At 58.8% G+C, this 16,020-nt stretch carries 15 protein-coding genes and 2 pseudogenes; 9 read left to right on the top strand and 8 right to left on the bottom strand.

From position 1 onward, the window contains the following. Nucleotides 1-594 precede the first annotated feature (594 nt). Both GKZ67_RS11430 and GKZ67_RS11425 read left to right on the top strand, forming a co-directional pair. Complete coding sequence (locus GKZ67_RS11430; RefSeq protein ID WP_173242427.1) at nt 595-990, top strand: hypothetical protein; 396 nt, start codon at nt 595-597, stop codon at nt 988-990. Further along, nucleotides 987-1,265 carry a hypothetical protein gene (locus GKZ67_RS11425; RefSeq protein ID WP_173242425.1) on the top strand — a complete coding sequence of 93 codons (279 nt, stop codon included), beginning with the start codon at nt 987-989 and terminating at the stop codon, nt 1,263-1,265. Before GKZ67_RS11430 ends, GKZ67_RS11425 begins: the two co-directional genes overlap by 4 nt. A gap of 194 nt (nt 1,266-1,459) precedes the next feature. On the opposite strand, the pseudogene GKZ67_RS25155 reads toward GKZ67_RS11425, so the two are convergent. Continuing rightward, nucleotides 1,460-2,163, bottom strand: a pseudogene (locus tag GKZ67_RS25155) (endonuclease/exonuclease/phosphatase family protein). On the opposite strand from GKZ67_RS25155, the gene GKZ67_RS11415 reads away from it, so the two are divergent. Next, nucleotides 2,071-2,355, top strand: coding sequence for a hypothetical protein (locus GKZ67_RS11415; RefSeq protein WP_173242421.1), 285 nt, complete (start codon nt 2,071-2,073; stop codon nt 2,353-2,355). The pseudogene GKZ67_RS25155 and the gene GKZ67_RS11415 overlap by 93 nt on opposite strands. A gap of 326 nt (nt 2,356-2,681) precedes the next feature. Next, nucleotides 2,682-3,295 (top strand): annotated as a pseudogene (locus GKZ67_RS11410) (MarC family protein). 64 nt (nt 3,296-3,359) lie between these two features. Here GKZ67_RS11410 and GKZ67_RS11405 read toward each other — a convergent pair. Then, on the bottom strand, nt 3,360-4,076 hold the full coding sequence (locus tag GKZ67_RS11405) for a 3-ketoacyl-ACP reductase (protein WP_173242419.1): 717 nt from the start codon (nt 4,074-4,076) through the stop codon (nt 3,360-3,362). Between the two features lie 135 nt (nt 4,077-4,211). Between GKZ67_RS11405 and GKZ67_RS24655 the strand changes: the two genes are divergently transcribed. Both GKZ67_RS24655 and GKZ67_RS11400 read left to right on the top strand, forming a co-directional pair. Beyond that, nucleotides 4,212-4,517 carry an alcohol dehydrogenase catalytic domain-containing protein gene (locus GKZ67_RS24655; RefSeq protein WP_317172135.1) on the top strand — a complete coding sequence of 102 codons (306 nt, stop codon included), beginning with the start codon at nt 4,212-4,214 and terminating at the stop codon, nt 4,515-4,517. Next, a complete protein-coding gene (locus tag GKZ67_RS11400) occupies nt 4,514-5,221 on the top strand; it encodes an NAD(P)H-quinone oxidoreductase (protein ID WP_317172134.1) in 708 nt (235 codons plus the stop codon). Before GKZ67_RS24655 ends, GKZ67_RS11400 begins: the two co-directional genes overlap by 4 nt. A 27-nt stretch (nt 5,222-5,248) precedes the next feature. On the opposite strand, the gene bcp is transcribed toward GKZ67_RS11400, so the two are convergent. The 4 genes from bcp to GKZ67_RS11380 all read right to left on the bottom strand — a co-directional run bounded on the left by bcp (nt 5,249) and on the right by GKZ67_RS11380 (nt 8,578). Then, nucleotides 5,249-5,698: a thioredoxin-dependent thiol peroxidase gene (gene bcp, locus GKZ67_RS11395; protein ID WP_173242418.1), complete on the bottom strand. Its 450-nt coding sequence runs from the start codon at nt 5,696-5,698 to the stop codon at nt 5,249-5,251. A gap of 71 nt (nt 5,699-5,769) precedes the next feature. Beyond that, on the bottom strand, nt 5,770-6,174 hold the full coding sequence (locus GKZ67_RS11390; RefSeq protein ID WP_173242416.1) for a hypothetical protein: 405 nt from the start codon (nt 6,172-6,174) through the stop codon (nt 5,770-5,772). A 5-nt stretch (nt 6,175-6,179) separates the two neighbouring features. Further along, nucleotides 6,180-7,790: a M23 family metallopeptidase gene (locus tag GKZ67_RS11385; protein ID WP_173242415.1), complete on the bottom strand. Its 1,611-nt coding sequence runs from the start codon at nt 7,788-7,790 to the stop codon at nt 6,180-6,182. A gap of 173 nt (nt 7,791-7,963) precedes the next feature. Further along, entirely contained in the window at nt 7,964-8,578 is a 615-nt protein-coding gene (locus GKZ67_RS11380; RefSeq protein ID WP_173242413.1) for a fumarylacetoacetate hydrolase family protein, read from the bottom strand. Between the two features lie 233 nt (nt 8,579-8,811). Between GKZ67_RS11380 and GKZ67_RS11375 the strand changes: the two genes are divergently transcribed. Together GKZ67_RS11375 and GKZ67_RS11370 are read left to right on the top strand one after the other, a co-directional pair. Beyond that, entirely contained in the window at nt 8,812-9,606 is a 795-nt protein-coding gene (locus tag GKZ67_RS11375; RefSeq protein ID WP_173242411.1) for a M48 family metallopeptidase, read from the top strand. An 80-nt stretch (nt 9,607-9,686) separates the two neighbouring features. Continuing rightward, the gene (locus GKZ67_RS11370) at nt 9,687-10,142 is read left to right on the top strand and encodes a hypothetical protein (RefSeq protein WP_173242409.1); all 456 of its coding nucleotides are present in this window, start codon (nt 9,687-9,689) and stop codon (nt 10,140-10,142) included. 310 nt (nt 10,143-10,452) lie between these two features. On the opposite strand, the gene GKZ67_RS11365 is transcribed toward GKZ67_RS11370, so the two are convergent. Together GKZ67_RS11365 and GKZ67_RS11360 are read right to left on the bottom strand one after the other, a co-directional pair. After that, a complete protein-coding gene (locus GKZ67_RS11365) occupies nt 10,453-11,124 on the bottom strand; it encodes a hypothetical protein (protein WP_173242407.1) in 672 nt (223 codons plus the stop codon). Nucleotides 11,125-11,201: 77 nt separating this feature from the next. Continuing rightward, entirely contained in the window at nt 11,202-12,527 is a 1,326-nt protein-coding gene (locus GKZ67_RS11360; RefSeq protein WP_254245246.1) for a UDP-N-acetylmuramate--L-alanine ligase, read from the bottom strand. A 430-nt stretch (nt 12,528-12,957) separates the two neighbouring features. On the opposite strand from GKZ67_RS11360, the gene dnaB reads away from it, so the two are divergent. Further along, complete coding sequence (dnaB, locus tag GKZ67_RS11355) at nt 12,958-15,552, top strand: replicative DNA helicase (RefSeq protein ID WP_254245245.1); 2,595 nt, start codon at nt 12,958-12,960, stop codon at nt 15,550-15,552. Nucleotides 15,553-16,020 lie beyond the last annotated feature (468 nt).

Below are 16,020 nucleotides of genomic sequence, written 5' to 3'. Positions count from 1 at the left end.
CGAAACGCACCAGGATGCTGCTTGGGAGCGAGTAGGACTTTTTCAATATTTTATTTTTGCGCCGAGGCCGAGCGGGAGTACTACGTCAGTACGAGGTGTACTTGCAGCGAGTGAAAAATCTTTACTATTTTCAAAGCAAGAATTCGTATAACTTATCTAATTATGCATGATGCAGTAAAAAATATAAAAAACTGTAAAACAAGAAGTTAATAAAGTAGCGTAAGCTTTGACTTTGCATAATTCAGGGTTAGTAGCTTGTCTGGTTTTCTATTGTGGCGTAACTTGCATCATAATTATCAAAACAAGATTATTTGAGTCAACTTCTAATTTGAGTAATCTCTTCAGGTTGCACTAAGCAAACGCCGGGCGGTAACGCATGGCCATAGCTTTAGGATAGCCGTAGAGAGGGAAAATCTGCCAGTTGCCGAAATTTTTGGCGGCTAAGTAGGTGGGTGCAACCGGTCAAACTAGTAGTCTGGCGAAAATTGCCTTCGGCATGGTTTTTATTTCATTGTTTTGCCAACCGATTAGCCAAGTCACTACGTAGGTCAGGCCATGAGCATTTCTACTACTATGTTATTTCTCCGCCGCTTTTTGCTTCTGCTGCCTGCCTTCGGTCTGCTGCTCGCTACCAGCTGCACCCTGCGCGAAACCCGCCAGGAAGGAGCACCCAGCGTAGAGCCGCAGATTAAGCTGCGCGGTATTGAGCAGGCCAGCCTGGGTACGCTCGATGTGCTGAACCTGCACACGCCTGCCGACGTGGACCTGCCGCGCCGCAACCAGCTTATTGAGGGCTATGTAAACAAGACTCTGCCCCTGAAAATGCGGCTTAAGCTGAACGCGTATAATCCTAACCTGGAAGAAACCGCTATTACCGGCCTCGACTATACCGTGCTCGTAGATGGCCGGGAGCTGGGCTCGGGCCGGATGCCCCTGATGCTGGAGCTGCCCCGCGCGACTCGGTGCGCGTGCCGTTTGACTTTGAGATGAACACCTATAAACTGCTCGGCAACGACGCTTTGCCCGCACTTCGCAACTTTGCCCTTGGGTTTGGCGATTTGCATCGCCAGCGCATAACCCTGCGCCTGCATCCCATTTTGCGTAACGGCCGGGGGCGTCTCAGCACCTTGATTAAGCGCCTGCCGCTGCCGATTGCCAGCAGCAAGGGCAAAATGGCTGCTCCCGTGAAGCCTCGCCCGGCTGCGGCCAGCGCCGCTGCCGACTCGCGGGTGAAGCCCAGCCGGCCGGCTCCGCAAACGTTATAGAATTTATATTATATAGTTGTTTTATTGTGCGTGGCGTATCTGGCCCGCCTGCCTGTCCCAATAACTAAGGGCAGGTAGGCGGGCCGCTTTATGTCTGAACAGGCTGCGTACAGCCGGCTGGTGGCCCGATAATACAGGGCGAAGCTGATGCGGCGCGCCAAAATATGCGCAGCGCACAGTTGTGTTCTGCAATTTTAAGCTTCCTCCGTAGCGGCTTCCTGAATTTTCTCGCGCGATTCGAGCCGGTCGGCGGCGTCGGGCATTTCCAGCTCGGCTTCCTGCTCCTGCCAGCCCTGGGGCTCGTAGCTGAGGCGGATAAAGATGGGAAAGTGGTCGGAGCCGATGTGCGGCAGCCGCTGAATGCGCTGCAAGCGAAAGTGCGCCGAGTGAAAAACGTGGTCGAGCGGCCAGCGCAAGAGCTTGTAATCGGCGTGAAAAGTGGGGAGCAGGCCCCGGCCCACGCGCGGGTCGAGCAATCGGGCCAACCGCCGGAATAGCTCGGAAGTATGCGACCACGCCACGTCGTTGAGGTCGCCGGCCACGATGGTCGGCCCGTCGTGCGCCTGAATGGCCCGGCCCACCAGCAATAGCTCGGCGTCGCGGCGGGTACTGGTCTTGGACTCCTGCGGGCAGGTGGTTTGGGATGCACAAAGTGCAGGTTGGCCTCAATGCCGCTGGGCAGTTGCACCCGGCCGTGAAATGAAGGAATACCGGGGTCCAGAATGAATTGTATCTCTTTATGTAGCAGTGGTAAGCGCGAAAATACGAGCATGCCATAGGTGTTTGCCAGCGGCGCGTGGCAGGTGTGCGCATACTCGCTGGTAATGCTTTCCAACTGACTCAGCCACCACGCATCAGTCTCAACGGCCAGCACGACATCGGGCTGGTACTCCCGAATGACGCCGAGGCAGCGGGAGGCATCGCGGTTGTACATCAGCACGTTGGTTACCAGCAGGCTGAGATGATTGGCATTGTCGGATGGACGGCGCTGACTGTCTTTAACCTGCTTGCGGTGCCAGGGCGTGTAGGGCCACACGCGGGTAAGCTGGTAAAGCACGGCGGCTCCTACAGCCGCCAGTATATAAGATGACCAGGCGGAGCTGCCGGTAAAAGCCAGCAGCAGCAGGCTCAGCAGCAGTCCGGCTATTATTTGTAGCCTGGGAAAATCGCATATCCGAATCCACCACGCCGTTTGGCGAAGAAGCGGCAGCAGCGTAGCCAGCAGGCCCGCGCCACCCAGCACCAGCCCCAGGCCGTGCAGCAGTAAATAAAGAATGGGCACGCAAGCAGAAAATAGGCCGTGGGCCGATGAGCAGGTAAAGATGGTAACAACCCGCTAAAGTTGGGCAACAAGGACGATTAGGTGCGTTTGCCCTGCTTACTGCTTAGCTGTTGTGTTCCCAATACCTTTGGGGTATGGAAATATTGCTCGCCACTGTCACCACCCTGTTCTCGGTTGTCAACCCGTTTGGCGCCATGCCCATGTTTCTGACCCTGACCAGCGATGATACCAACTCGGAGCGTACGGCCACGGCCCTGCGCTCGTGCGTGTACATGATGGCAATTTTATCGGTGGCCTTTTTCGGGGGGCAGTATATTCTTAACTTCTTTGGAATCAACATTCAGCACCTGCGCATTGCGGGCGGCATTCTGCTCATGCGCTCGGCTTTCGACCTGCTGACGCCAGGGGCAAACCGCGACCGCGTGGGCCCCGATGCCCTGGAGGAAAGCAAGCAAAAGGACGACATCAGCTTTACGCCGCTGGCCATGCCCATGCTCTCGGGCCGGGCTCGATGGCGCTTTGCATCGGCCTCATCCGGCCCACCTATGCCGACAAGGCGTTTACAGTGCTGGGCTTTGCGCTGGTAGCAGCGGCATCGTTTCTGATTCTGGTATCGTCGCTTCGCCTCACCCGCCTCATGGGGCGGCCGGGCATGGCGGCGCTGGCCCGCATCATGGGTTTTCTAACGCTGGCTATCGGCGTCAACTTCTTCGTAACGGCCGTGAAGGTGCTTTTTCACGTCGAGTAGGTTGTTGTTAGCGTTGCCGCTTCTGCTGACGAGCAAGCTACCCGTCAGCAGAAGCGGCTTTTTGCTACGGATTGGTGGACCACAGTCCCGCTTCCTTCACGAAGATGCGGCGGTTCAGCTTCAGCTGCGAAACGACAAATTCGGCAATATCTTCGGGCTGCATCACCTTCTCGGGGTTGCCGTCGGTGAGGTTGTTATTGATAGCCAGCTCCGTAGCTACGGTGCTCGGCGCCAGGGCGCTGACGCGAATATTACTTTTGCGCACTTCCTGCATCAGGGCTTCGCTCAAACCCATCACGGCAAACTTGGAGGCGCTGTAGGCGCTGCTGCCAGCTGCTGCCCGCAGCCCCGAAGTTGAAGAAATATTGATAATGTCGCCGCTCCGCCGCACCAGCATGGCCGGCAGCACAGCGCGGGTCACGTAATATACCCCTAACAAGTTGACGCGGATAATCTGCTCCCAGTCGGCCGGTGCCATATCCATGAACTTGGCAAATGTGCCGATGCCGGCGTTATTTATCAGGATATCCGCCGGCCCCAGCTCACCCGTAAGGTGAGCTACGGCGGCATTTACGGCGGCTTCGTCGGCTACATCGGCGGTGGCTACGCTGGTTTTTACGCCCAGTACCTGTAGCTCAGCGGCTACGGCCTGCAGTTGGTCGAGCGAGCGGGCCAGCAGGCCCACATGCACGCCCTCGTGGGCCAGCGCCACCGCAATCGCTTTGCCGATTCCCTTGCCCGCGCCCGTGACAAGGGCGACTTTTCCGGTTAGTTTTTCCATGGAATGAAAGAATGAATGTGAGGAAAATAGTCAGGCCATAACCGGACTAAGCGCCTGGAAGTTGGGTGCCGAGGCAGCGCAGGGGTATCTTTTATATAGTAAATTTAATATATAATAAATCATTGCTTTGCCGGTATGACACAACGCCCGGCTGCTTTGGCTCGTCTTTATCGGCATGAAAGCCATCGTCATCACCCGCCCCGGCGGCCCGAAGTTCTCGCCTTACAGGAGCGCCCGCGCCCGGTGCCGGCCGCCCACGAAGTACTCATCAGGGTGAAGGCGGCCGGCCTCAATCGCTCCGACATTGCCTTGCGAGAGGGCAAATACGGCGGCTCGCCCGTGGCTGGCGTAGTGCCCGGCCTGGAAATAGCTGGCGAGATAGTCGAGGTAGGCGCTAACGCCCCCGCTGGCAAACCGGCGATGCCGTGTGCGCGCTTGTGAGCGAAGGAGCTTACGCCGAATACGCGGCCGTAGACGCCCGGCACTGTCTGCCGGTGCCGCTTGGTTGGTCGATGGTCGAAGCCGCTAGCCTGCCCGAAACCACGTTTACGGTCTGGGCCAACGTCTTTCAGGCGGCCGCTTTGCAACCCGGCGAAACGGTGCTGGTACATGGTGGCAGCAGCGGTATCGGGCTCACGCTCATTCAAGTGGCGCACGCGCTGGGCAGCCGGGCGCTGGCCACCGCCGGCTCAGACGCCAAGTGCCGCGCCTGCGAAGAGTTTGGCGCGGCTATGTGCGTAAACTACCGCGCCCAGGACTTCGAGCAGGCGTTTAAAGCCGAAAAAATCAACGTTATCCTCGACATGGTGGGTGGCGACTACACTGCCAAAAACCTGCGCCTGCTCGAGCCCGATGGCCGCCTGCAATACATCAATGCCATGCAGGGCGCTAAAGTTGAGCTTAACCTGCTCGACGTTATGACCAAGCGGTTGAGAATGAGCGGCAGTATGCTGCGCCCACGCTCCGCAGAGTTTAAAGCCGCCCTGGCGGCCGAGGTAGAAAAGCACGTATGGCCGCTGGCCGCCAGCGGCCAGCTTCGGCCGGTTATCTACCAGACTTTTCCGTTAGCCGAAGCCGCCCTGGCCCAACAGCTCATGGCCAGCAGCGAGCACATTGGCAAAATACTGCTGGTGAACGAGCTATAGCAGCTCAGGAGTGCTTGGCAGCATGGGCTACTTCAGCACCTGGGCGGCGTGCTCCTTGGTATCAGGCCGTTTGATAACCTTCTCAATCAGGCCGTTGGCATCAAGCAAAAATGTGGTGCGCACGGTGCCCCAGTAGATTTTACCGTAGTTTTTCTTTTCCTGCCACACCCCGTAGGCATTCACGATGGTCTTATCGGGGTCGGCAATGAGCGGAAAGTTAAGGTCGTATTTGGCCGCAAACCTGGCGTGCGATGCGGTGTCGTCGGTGCTCACGCCCACTACGCTGATGCCCTGGGCCGCCAGCTGGCTTTCGTTGTCGCGCAGGTTGCAGGCCTGGGCCGTGCAGCCGGGCGTATCGTCTTTGGGGTAGAAGTAGAGGGCCACCCGCCGGCCGCGCAGGCTGCTCAGCGTGAAGGGGTTGCCGTGCTGGTCGGGGGCCGTAAAATCGGGAGCCAGGGTGCCGGGTTCAAGGAGCATGTTGTGAAGGATTAGTTTTTGAAAGGGTAAGAGCCACCTGTCAGGGCATTTTTCAGCGAAGGAGACAAGAATTACAAGTTCAAGGAAATAACCTTCTCATTACCAGCCTGGTCGGCAAGGTGCAGCTCGGCGGGGCCGCGCAGGTGTGGCCCCAGCGAATCGCCGGCCACGGTGAAAAGCGTCGCGTTCTTGTACTCGTAGCGCAACAGCCGGAAGCGTCCGCCGATAAGCAGCTTATACGACGCCAGGCCCGACAACTCATCGCCTACGCGAAAGGTGAGCTGCCCGCCCGCGCGGCCCAGCAGCTGGGCCGTGGGCGGCTTGGTATCGGTATAGAGCCGGAATTGCCCAAACTGCTTGATATTTGCCGAAATCTGGGTGCCGTCTTCGTTCCAGGTGCCGCCCACGTAGGCCCGGCCACCATTGGCCGATACACTATATACGGCCGTGTGCATATGGTCGGTGGGTGGGGCCACCGGCTTCAGCGTGAGGCGCAGGGGCAGGTAAAGCGGTACGAGCGGCGTGCCGACCGTCCAGCTTTCGGGTGCGGCGGGCCGGCATCGGCCCGGTGCAGCGTGCTGAGGTAAAAGGTCGAAAACAGCGTTTGGGAGCCGAAAACTACATTCAGGAAAGGCGTCGCGTAGTTGGTTTCCTGGCCGCCCGCAATAATGGCTTGGCGGTCGAAGGCCTGGTGAATATCGCCCAGCAGCAGCGAGTCGGGCAGGCCGGCGCGCAGGTCGTAGAGGTAGGTAGTGGTGGCGCTCACGGTATAGCTGGGGCGCAGGGCCAGCTGCCGGCCGCCCCGGCGCAGCAGCAAATACTGCGGCTGCCCGGCCGAGTCGGTTGGGGCGTGGAGTACGGTGGCCCGCAGCAGATTGCGGGCGATGTCGTAGCTGAGCTTGGCCCGGCCGGCCGAAGCCGCCGCGCCGGGCAGACGGGCATAGTCGGTGGGCTTTTCGCCGCGCAGTACCAGGTGAGCGGTAGCCTTGTTGTTGTACGAGTCGGCCAGCTCCAAATCAATGCTATAGACCTTACCATCCTCCACATTGAGCTTGCCCTGGCCCAGACCCGGCGGGGTGTAGAAGGGCAGGTCGTTGCCTTCCTCCACCCACAGCTTTTGCAGGGTGCGGCCGTTGGTGCGGGCGTAAGCGAAGTCCACAAAGTTGTTGACCTGCCGCGTACCGTTCGGAAATGGTACCGCGTCGATAACATGCTGGTAGTGCGGCTGGCCGTTTACCCGCATCGTCACGCGCTGAATGCCATTCTTATTCCAGGCGTTATCAAACCGGTCGAAGCCCTGTAGAAGCAGGCCGATTTGCCCAAAGCAGCGGATGGTGTCGGGCCACGCAGTGGCCGCGCCCGAAACAGGCTGCACCCTGGGCACCAGCAGCGCGCGCTCGAAGCGCCCACGCACCCGCGCCGTAATGGCCAGGGGCTCCACGGCCAGCGCCTGTAGCGTAGGCCCGGTATGGTCCTGGATTTCGGCAAAGCCGCCCCATTGCAGAGGGTTGAGCTGGCGGTCCTGGGCGTCGCGCACTTCCCAGTGCACGTGCGGGCCGGCCGAGCCCCCCGTATTGCCCGATAGCGCCACTTCCTCGCCACGCTTCACCGGATATTTGTCTTTCGGAAAAAACAGCTCCAATTCGTAGGTCTGCTTCTCGTACTGGCGGTGCAGCAGCTCGACGCCGGCCGCGCCCTCAAACTTGTTGAGGTGGCCGTATACTGTCGTCAAGCCATTGGGATGCGTGATATACAGCACGTTGCCGTAGCCAAACGACGACTGCTTGAGCCGCGAGATGTAGCCATCGGCCGCCGCATACACCGGTCGGTTGACCACCCCGCCCGTTTTGATATCGAGGCCGCCGTGGAAGTGATTGGGCCGCAGCTCGCCCATGCTGGCCGCCAGCAAGCCCGGCTGCCCCGGCGCAATCGGAAACAGGAAGTAACCGGGCGGTACCTCTACTTTACCGGCCGCCGCGGCCGGCCTGATGGGGCCGCTTACGCGGCGGGTATGGGTAGTGGTGTCGTCCTGGCCATCATCCTGGCCGTGGCCGATGGTAGCTACGGCTAGTAAGCCGACCGCGACTGGCAAAGAGATTCGACCTAATAATCTGATAGTAAGCAAAATAATTTGTCTTGATAACCAAAAATACTGGCAACGGGTGCCGCGACGCAGCTGTACGTCTCCTCGTTGCACGAGGCTAAACGGGCGGTTTATACAGCGGCGGTACGCAGGAATGCGTCGCGACAATAAGCAGCCAGCGCTTAGCGCACGGGTACGTCCAGTATTTTTTCGTCTTCCAGGTAGCCTATCAGCTCGTCGCCCGCTTTCACCGGGCCTACCCCGGCGGGCGTGCCCGTAAAAATGAGGTCGCCCTGCTTGAGGGTAATATATTGCGATACAAAGCTGAGGATTTTGGCAAACGGGTGCAGCATGAGCCCCGAGTTGCCCTGCTGGCGCACTTCGCCGTTTACTTCGAGCCGAAAGTTGATATTGGCAAAGTCGGGGAAGTCAGCCACCGGCTTAAATACCGGCGAGATGGGGGCCGAGCCGTCGAAAGCCTTGGCCAGCTCCCAAGGCAGGCCTTTTTTCTTCAATTCGCTTTGCAGGTCGCGGGCGGTGAAGTCAATTCCCAGGCCAATGGCATCGAAATACGTGTGGGCAAACTTCTCCTCGATATGCCGGCCGTTTTTGCTGATGCGTAGTACCAGCTCCAGCTCGTGGTGGACGTCGTGCGAGAAAGCCGGCACAAAAAATGGCTGGCCCCGCTGCACCAGCGCAGTTTCGGGCTTGAGGAAGATGACCGGCGCAGCGGGCGTTTCGTTTTGCAGCTCAGCAATATGGTCGGCGTAGTTGCGGCCGATACAGATAATTTTCATGGGGAAGCAAGGAGGGAAGAGGAGAGCAGAAAAGAAAGAGCTACCGGGTAGCCAGAAGCGATACGGAGAAAACACAGGACAGTACATTCCTGGGCTTTGCATTCGTTTTTCGGCATCCTTTCTGCTACAAAGTAAACATTTTCCCCGTCCGGTTGCGTATAGGCAACGCTGGCTGGCTTAAAAAATCCCCATCTGGCAGGCCGCCTTACTCTTCTCTCACCTCCACTTTTTTCATGTTAAAGAACATTATACTAGCCAGCAGCCTGCTGCTTGCCGCCGGCTGCACGACCGTGCCGATTACGGGCCGGCGCCAGCTTAGCCTGGTGTCGGACAGCGAGATGAATACGCTGGCCATTACGCAATACAAGCAAACTCTGGGCACGGCCAAGCTCTCAACCAATGCTGAGCAAACTGCTATGGTGCGCCGCGTGGGCCAGCGGGTAGCCGCCGCCGTGGAGCAGTATTTTAAGCAGCAGGGCCAGTCGAGCCAGCTCGAAGGCTACCAGTGGGAGTTTAACTTGATTGATGACCCTAAAACGGTGAATGCCTGGTGCATGCCCGGCGGTAAAGTAGCCGTGTACTCCGGCATATTGCCCCTAACCAGGGACGAGAATGGCCTGGCCGTGGTGCTGGGCCACGAAATATCACACGCGGTAGCCAAGCACGGGGCCGAGCGCATGAGCGACCAGCTGGTCGCCCAGCTCGGGGGCACGGCGCTTTCTACGGCGCTCTCGCAAAACCCCACCGTAACTAACAGCCTGTTTCAGCAGGCGGTGGGTGTGGGCACGCAGGGTATGCTGCTCAAGTTCAGCCGGCGTCAGGAAAGCGAGGCCGACCACCTGGGCCTGATTTTTATGGCGATGGCCGGCTACAACCCGGAAGGCGCAATTCCGTTCTGGGAGCGGATGGCCGCTCAAAGCCAAAACAGTACGCCCGCGTTTCTCTCCGACCACCCCAGCGATGCCACCCGCATTGCCGACCTGAAGAGCCTGTTGCCCGAGGCCATGAAATATTACAAGCCACGCTAAGTAAGCGGTCAGAGAAAGTTAACTCTTTCATAAAGAGTTAACTTTCTCTGACCGCTTACTTACCCACCTCCTGCCCGTATATGACCCGTACGTTACCCCGCTTATTTGGCCTGCTTTTACTGGGTGTGCTCAGTAGTCTGCTGCTGCTTTGCTCGTGCGAGACCTCCCGCACCCGCGAAGCCAGCAACCCGGCCCGTGAAGCGCAGCGCGTGAGCGATGCAGCGGGGGCTTCGCTGTCGGGCGCAGCCAGCAGCCACCAGATTATGCGGCTCGATAGTAAAGGCGGGGTAAAGTATAAGCTGGCGCAGTCGGTGATGGCGGCCGCCCTTATCCGGCAGTTTCACGATGGCACGGTTATCGACCGCATTATGGTGCGTAAGGCGCCCGGCAGCGATGCCGCGCGGCCCGTCTACTACCTTATTGGTATGGGGCACAACAACGGTAGCTACCGGGCGGTGGCCCTGCCTCTGCACGGCACCGACGACAGTACCTTTTACCTCACGCCCAGCGCCAGCCGCTACGTTATCTCGGGATAGGCTGCCCAAGCTGCTACTTCGATTTCGAGGACGGTCACATTATCGGCACCACCTGCGACGACAATTCCGGGGGCAGCAGCTGCACCCTCAAAGTGCTGCCCGAAAACGAGGTTTTTGCGACCACCCGGCCCGACCCGGCCATCAAGCCCGGCGCTGCTAAATGAGCCGCGCCGCCAAATGGGCCCTGCGCCTGAGCCTGGCCGCCCTGGCTATCCTGCTGGCTAATGACAGCGGCCAGCCACCCCGCCCCTAAAAGCCCGCCGTTTAGCCGGCTTTCTTGCTACAGCAACAGCCTGACAGCAAGATAGCGCTAGGCCTGCGCGGGCCGGGGCCTGATTACCAGCGCCCGGCAATAGCAGCAGTGCAACAGAATAATCAGCCCGGTGTGAATCGTCCAGATGTTGCGGTTAAACGCCATCGAATAGTGCTGCATCATATAGTTGCTGAAAAGCGCTATTTGCAGGTACCCTACAAAATAGAGGAACAAGCCGATTGATACCCAGAACATTGGCTCCCGTGTCAGGCTCCGGGTTTGCAGCTCGTGGAGCAGCTTGCGAAAATAAAGCCCGACCATTGCCAGTATCAGCAGGCCCTGGATAACCTGCTGGCCGGGTCTGAATCGGGTGAGGTCGGCCGCCAGTAAGCTATCGAGCAAGGCATAAGCAGCAAAGCCGCCGACCAGCCACGGTACTACTTTGTTGAAAGCCGCCGACTGCAGCGTGCGCCGGTACATCAGGGCCAGTAGCCAGAATTCACCCACCGTGTACAGTGGCATGATAAACAAGTTATTGCGTTGCAGCAGCCCCATGATTTCTCCGCCCAGGTCGAGCGGTAGCTCAAACCAGGCCAGCCAGGCCAGGCAGCGCAGGTTGCCCGGCAACTGGCGATACCGCTGGCCGGCAATGATGGCCGCGCCAAAAATGGGCAGCAGTATCAGCACCGCCGTTACGAGCTGCGAGGTGGTAGGAGAGGTAGGAGCCATGCACGATAGGGCAAGTCGAGTAGCTAATACCCGCCGGGGTATAATATTCAATAAATAATATATTATACCCCGGCGGGCTAGCCGGCTACTTCGGCCGCCAGGGCGGCAATGTCCAGCCCGTCGAAGGTGCCGGAAGTCATCAGCAGCAGGTTGGTATTGGCCCAGGTCTGGGCCTGCAGGAAGGCTGCCAGCTCGGCGCTGTTGGTGAATACGCGCAAATCGGGCCGGGCGAAGGCGGCCGCTACGGCTTCGGGCGGCAGGGGCGGCAGGCGCTTGTGCTCGAGCACGTGGGGGTTAAAGTACACCACGGCCACGTCGGGCGCATCGAAGCAGTGCGCGTACTGCGGCAAAAAGGCCGGATTGAGCGAGCTGAAGGTATGCAGCTCCAGGCAGGCCACCAGCCGCCGCTGCGGAAACTGCTGCTTAAGGGCAGCCGCCGTGGCGCGCAGCTTGCTGGGCGCGTGGGCAAAGTCCTTGTATACCACCGACGTAGCACTTTGCTTGACCAGCTCGAGCCGCCGCGCCGCGCCCTTGAAGGTGGCTACGGCCTTATAAAAATCCTTGCCTTTGATACCCAGCTGCTTACAGACTTCCTTGGCCGCCGAGATGTTGCGCAGGTTGTGCTCGCCAAACACCTGAATAGGTACCTCCTCGTCCTTTTTGGTCAGCAAAAACGTGCGGCCGTCGCGGATAACGTGCTCGTGCGGGCCATAGCCCACGTAGGTTACATCGGGGCTGGCAGGCACGGCTACCAGTTGAGTTTGCTCGTCGTCGCGGTCGTAGATGAGCACGCCGGCCTTGGGCGTCTGGCGGGCAAAAACCTCGAACTGCTCGCGGTAGATTTCCTCGGTCGGAAACACGTTGATGTGGTCCCAGCTAATGCCCGAAATAACGCCGATGTGGTGCTGATAGAGGTGAAACTTGGGCCGCCGGTCGATGGGCGACGATAAGTATTCATCGCCCTCGATGATGATAACCGGCGCGTCGTCGGTCAGCTGCACCATCAAGTCGAAGCCCGCCAGCTGCGCGCCCACCGCATAGTCGAATTTGCGTCCGTGAAAGCGCAAAACGTGCAGAATCAAGGCCGTAATGCTCGTTTTGCCGTGCGAGCCGCCAATTACCACCCGCTGCTTATCCTTGCTGGCCTCGTAGATATATTCAGGAAATGAGTATATTTTGATGCCCAGCTCCTGGGCCCGGGCCAGCTCGGGGTTGTCGGGCCGGGCGTGCATGCCCACAATCACGGCCGACAGGCCCGCGTGAATCTTTTCGGGGTGCCAGCCGTCGGCTGCGGGCAGCAGGCCGGCCTGGGCCAGCCGGGTGCGGGCCGGCTCAAAAATCTCGTCGTCGGAACCCGTGATGTGCGCGCCGCGCTGGTGCAAAGCCAGCGCCAGGTTGTGCATAATACTGCCGCCGACGGCAATGAGGTGAATATTTTCCAAGTGACTTGTTCTTAATTACTTACTGCAAAAAATAATAGAGGCCAGACTCCCTGTAAAGCAGCTTAAACGCTGCTAAAGCCGCGGGTAAGCGGCGCGCTGCCAGCCCGTTGGGGGGAGCGAAAGTACGGCCGCGCCTGCGGTCGGGGCGGGGCGGTGCTTAAAAACAATTGCGTATCCCATGCGTTTTTTTCGGGTACTTTTAGGTTAGCTTTGTTAGTTCGGGTACCCAATTACCCGGTCAGCTTTCCTAAAGCTGACCCTCGCGCTGTTATCTGCCTTTTGCCCCAGCCTGCCCTACATGAACGACCGTATGGACGACCGCCTCAAGCAATCTGCCGCCCGCGCCGCGGCCGCCTTTCAGGGCGTACGCGGAGGCCGGCAGCCCGTGCCCATGTCGCCCACCGGCAAGCTGCCGCCCCAGCGCCTCGAAATGGAGGCGGCCGTGCTCGGAGCCCTCATGCTGGAGAAAGATGCCCTTACTACGGTAGTCGATATCCTGAAAGCGCACAGCTTTTACAAAGACGGCCATCAACGCATTTATAAGGCTATCAGCAACTTATTTGATAAGTCGGAGCCCATCGACCAGCTCACCGTGGTGCAGGAGCTGCGCGAGATGGGCGAGCTGGAAGCCGCCGGCGGGGTCGGCTACGTGGCCGGCCTCACCATGCACATCAACTCGGCCGCTAACATTGAGGCCCACGCCCGCGTGATTCTGGAAGCGGCCATCAAGCGCGAGCTGATTCGCACCGCCACCGACATTCTGCGCGACGCCTACGAGGAAACCACCGACGTATTTGAGCTGCTCGACGCGACGGAGAAGAACATCTTCCAGGTGTCGGAAGACAATATGCGCAAGGGCGTTGACTCGATGCAGGATTTGATGGTGAAGGCCATTAAAGAGCTCGAAGAAAAGAAGCACCAGAAAGACGGCTTAACGGGTGTACCCACTGGCTTCTCGGCGCTCGACCGCGTTACGAGCGGCTGGCAACCGTCTGACCTGGTAATTATTGCGGCGCGCCCCGGCATGGGCAAATGCTTGGCGCTGGGTACCAAGGTGGTGATGTATGATGGTACGCTACGCCGCGTGGAAGACGTGCGCGAAGGCGACCTGCTGATGGGCGACGACTCGACGCCGCGCCGGGTGCTGAGCCTGGCCCGTGGCCGCGAAAATATGTACTGGGTGCGCCAGAATAAAGGCGACGACTACCGCGTAAATGAGAGCCACATTCTCTCGCTCAAGCGCAGCCGTAACGAAGGGCCGCACCGCCACGGCGACGTGCTGAATATAGAGGTTCGTGAATGGTTGAAAAAAGGCCCCAAGTTTCAGTCGAGCTACAAAGGCTACAAAGTGGCCGTGGAGTTTGCCGAACAGACGGTGCCGCTCGACCCTTATTTTCTGGGTGTGTGGCTGGGTGACGGGGCTGCCGGCAATTGCCGCATCACCGGCCAGGATGCCGAAATCATTGACTACCTCCACCAGTACGCCGATGAGCTGGGCATGCAGGTAACCACCGGCGTAGTGGCCGACCGCTGCAACAGCTACGGCATTACGCGCGGCCGGCAGGGTGGGAGCCTGGCTGAGTACTCGGTGCAGAACGAGCTGTGCCAGCTGGGCGTGCTCAATAACAAGCACATTCCGCAGGCTTACCTGGTCAACTCGACCGAATACCGTCTGCGCCTGCTGGCGGGCCTTATCGACTCCGACGGCCACCTCAACGTGGTGAGCAATGGCTACGAGATTACCCAGAAAAACAAGGAATTAGCTTGCCAGATTAAATTCCTGTGCGATTCGCTGGGCTTCCGCGCGTCGCTGACGAAAAAGCGTGCCGTCATCAGCAAAATCGGCTACGAGAGCGAGGTATGGCGTGTGCGCTTCTACGGCGATGTAGATAAGATTCCGGTGCGCGTGGCGCGCAAAAAAGCGAATCCCTGGGCTTCCGGCGTCGATTGGCGCATGACCGGAATCTCGGTCGAGTTTGATAAAGAGGACGATTACTACGGCTTCGAGATTGACGGTAATCACCTGTTTTTGCTGGCCGACTGCACCGTGACGCACAATACAGCGTTTGTGGTATCGGCCATGCGCAACGCGGCGGTCGATTTCAAGAAGCCGGTCGCCATTTTCTCGCTTGAAATGTCGTCGCTGCAGCTGGTCAATCGTCTGATTTCGGCCGAGGCGGAGCTGGATTCGGAAAAAATTAAGAAAGGCAACCTGGCCGACTATGAGTGGGCACAGCTCAACCACAAGATTTCGTCGCTCTCGTCGGCCCCGATTTTTATCGACGATACGCCCGCGCTCAGCATCCGCGAGCTGCGCGCCAAGTGCCGCCGCCTCAAGTCGCAGCACGATATTCAGCTCATTATCATTGACTACCTCCAGCTGATGAGCGGCGGCGAAGCCGGCCGGCCGGGCGGCAACCGCGAGCAGGAGATTGCCAGTATCTCGCGGGCGCTCAAGGGAATAGCAAAAGAGCTGAATATTCCTGTTATTGCCCTGTCGCAGCTCTCGCGCTCGGTTGAAACGCGCGGCGGCGACAAGAAGCCCCAGCTCAGCGACCTGCGCGAATCGGGCTCTATCGAGCAGGATGCCGACATGGTTATCTTCCTGTACCGGCCTGAATACTATAAGATTACCGAAGACGAGATGGGCAACCCTACCCAGGGTATGGGCGAGGTTATCATTGCCAAGCACCGCAACGGCTCGCTCGAAACGGTGCAGCTCAAGTTTATCGGCCGCTTCACCAAGTTTGCCGACCTCGACGGCTTCGACGGCGGTGGCGATGCGGGCGGTTTCGGCGGCGCGCCGGCTTTTTCGTCCAACTCCTTCCCAACCAGTAATTTCGACTCGGAGCCGGCCGGTGGCCCCGCGCCGGGTGGCGGCTTCGCGCCGAATACCATTCGCCTGGGCTCGCGCATGAACGACGCGCCGCCCTCGCCGGTGCCGTTCCCCAAAAGCAATAGCTTTGGCGAGGAGCCGCCTTTTTAGTGAGGATTCCGCTTAGAGCTATCCTATCCTATGTTTGCCTCGGGCTTACATTCCAGGTGGTGACAGGGAGGAACAAGGTGGATTAGAGTGAAGGGCATTTTTGCGCTATACTTCTATAAAGAAAGAAAAACGAACTGACTTTCGCTAGGTTTGAGGTAGCCGGACAAGTAGCTTTGCTCTACCTTTTTCTTAACTACAATGGAGCCAGTATATACCCTTGACCAAGCAAAGCCTGCCATTTATTCGCCTCGGGTGGTACGGGTTTTCTCAGTCCTGTTTAGTGGGCTGGCTGGTGGTATTCTGGCATTTCATTCACTAAGAGATGCCGGCCAGCCAGCTGCCGCCCGGCAGGCATTGTGGGCCAGTATTGGCTATACAGCTTTAACGGTACTGTTAGTGAACCTGATTTCAACAAAAACCGGGGGTTAGCTCTCGGCTTAAACTTAGGCTGGAGTTACGTACTCGACA

It is taken from the genome of Hymenobacter sp. BRD67 (assembly GCF_013256425.1).
In the GTDB taxonomy this organism is placed as follows: Bacteria; Bacteroidota; Bacteroidia; order Cytophagales; family Hymenobacteraceae; genus Hymenobacter.
This window is presented reverse-complemented; position numbering and strand designations above follow the sequence as displayed.

Bases quoted from the DNA above. Each gene is read 5' to 3' on its own strand.
- GKZ67_RS11425 (WP_173242425.1), top strand. From the start codon at position 987: ATGAACACCTATAAACTGCTCGGCAACGACGCTTTGCCCGCACTTCGC.
- GKZ67_RS11405 (WP_173242419.1), bottom strand. From the start codon at position 4,076: ATGGAAAAACTAACCGGAAAAGTCGCCCTTGTCACGGGCGCGGGCAAG.
- GKZ67_RS24655 (WP_317172135.1), top strand. From the start codon at position 4,212: ATGACACAACGCCCGGCTGCTTTGGCTCGTCTTTATCGGCATGAAAGC.
- bcp (WP_173242418.1), bottom strand. From the start codon at position 5,698: ATGCTCCTTGAACCCGGCACCCTGGCTCCCGATTTTACGGCCCCCGAC.
- GKZ67_RS11380 (WP_173242413.1), bottom strand. From the start codon at position 8,578: ATGAAAATTATCTGTATCGGCCGCAACTACGCCGACCATATTGCTGAG.
- GKZ67_RS11375 (WP_173242411.1), top strand. From the start codon at position 8,812: ATGTTAAAGAACATTATACTAGCCAGCAGCCTGCTGCTTGCCGCCGGC.
- GKZ67_RS11370 (WP_173242409.1), top strand. From the start codon at position 9,687: ATGACCCGTACGTTACCCCGCTTATTTGGCCTGCTTTTACTGGGTGTG.
- GKZ67_RS11365 (WP_173242407.1), bottom strand. From the start codon at position 11,124: ATGGCTCCTACCTCTCCTACCACCTCGCAGCTCGTAACGGCGGTGCTG.
- GKZ67_RS11360 (WP_254245246.1), bottom strand. From the start codon at position 12,527: ATGCACAACCTGGCGCTGGCTTTGCACCAGCGCGGCGCGCACATCACG.
- dnaB (WP_254245245.1), top strand. From the start codon at position 12,958: ATGTCGCCCACCGGCAAGCTGCCGCCCCAGCGCCTCGAAATGGAGGCG.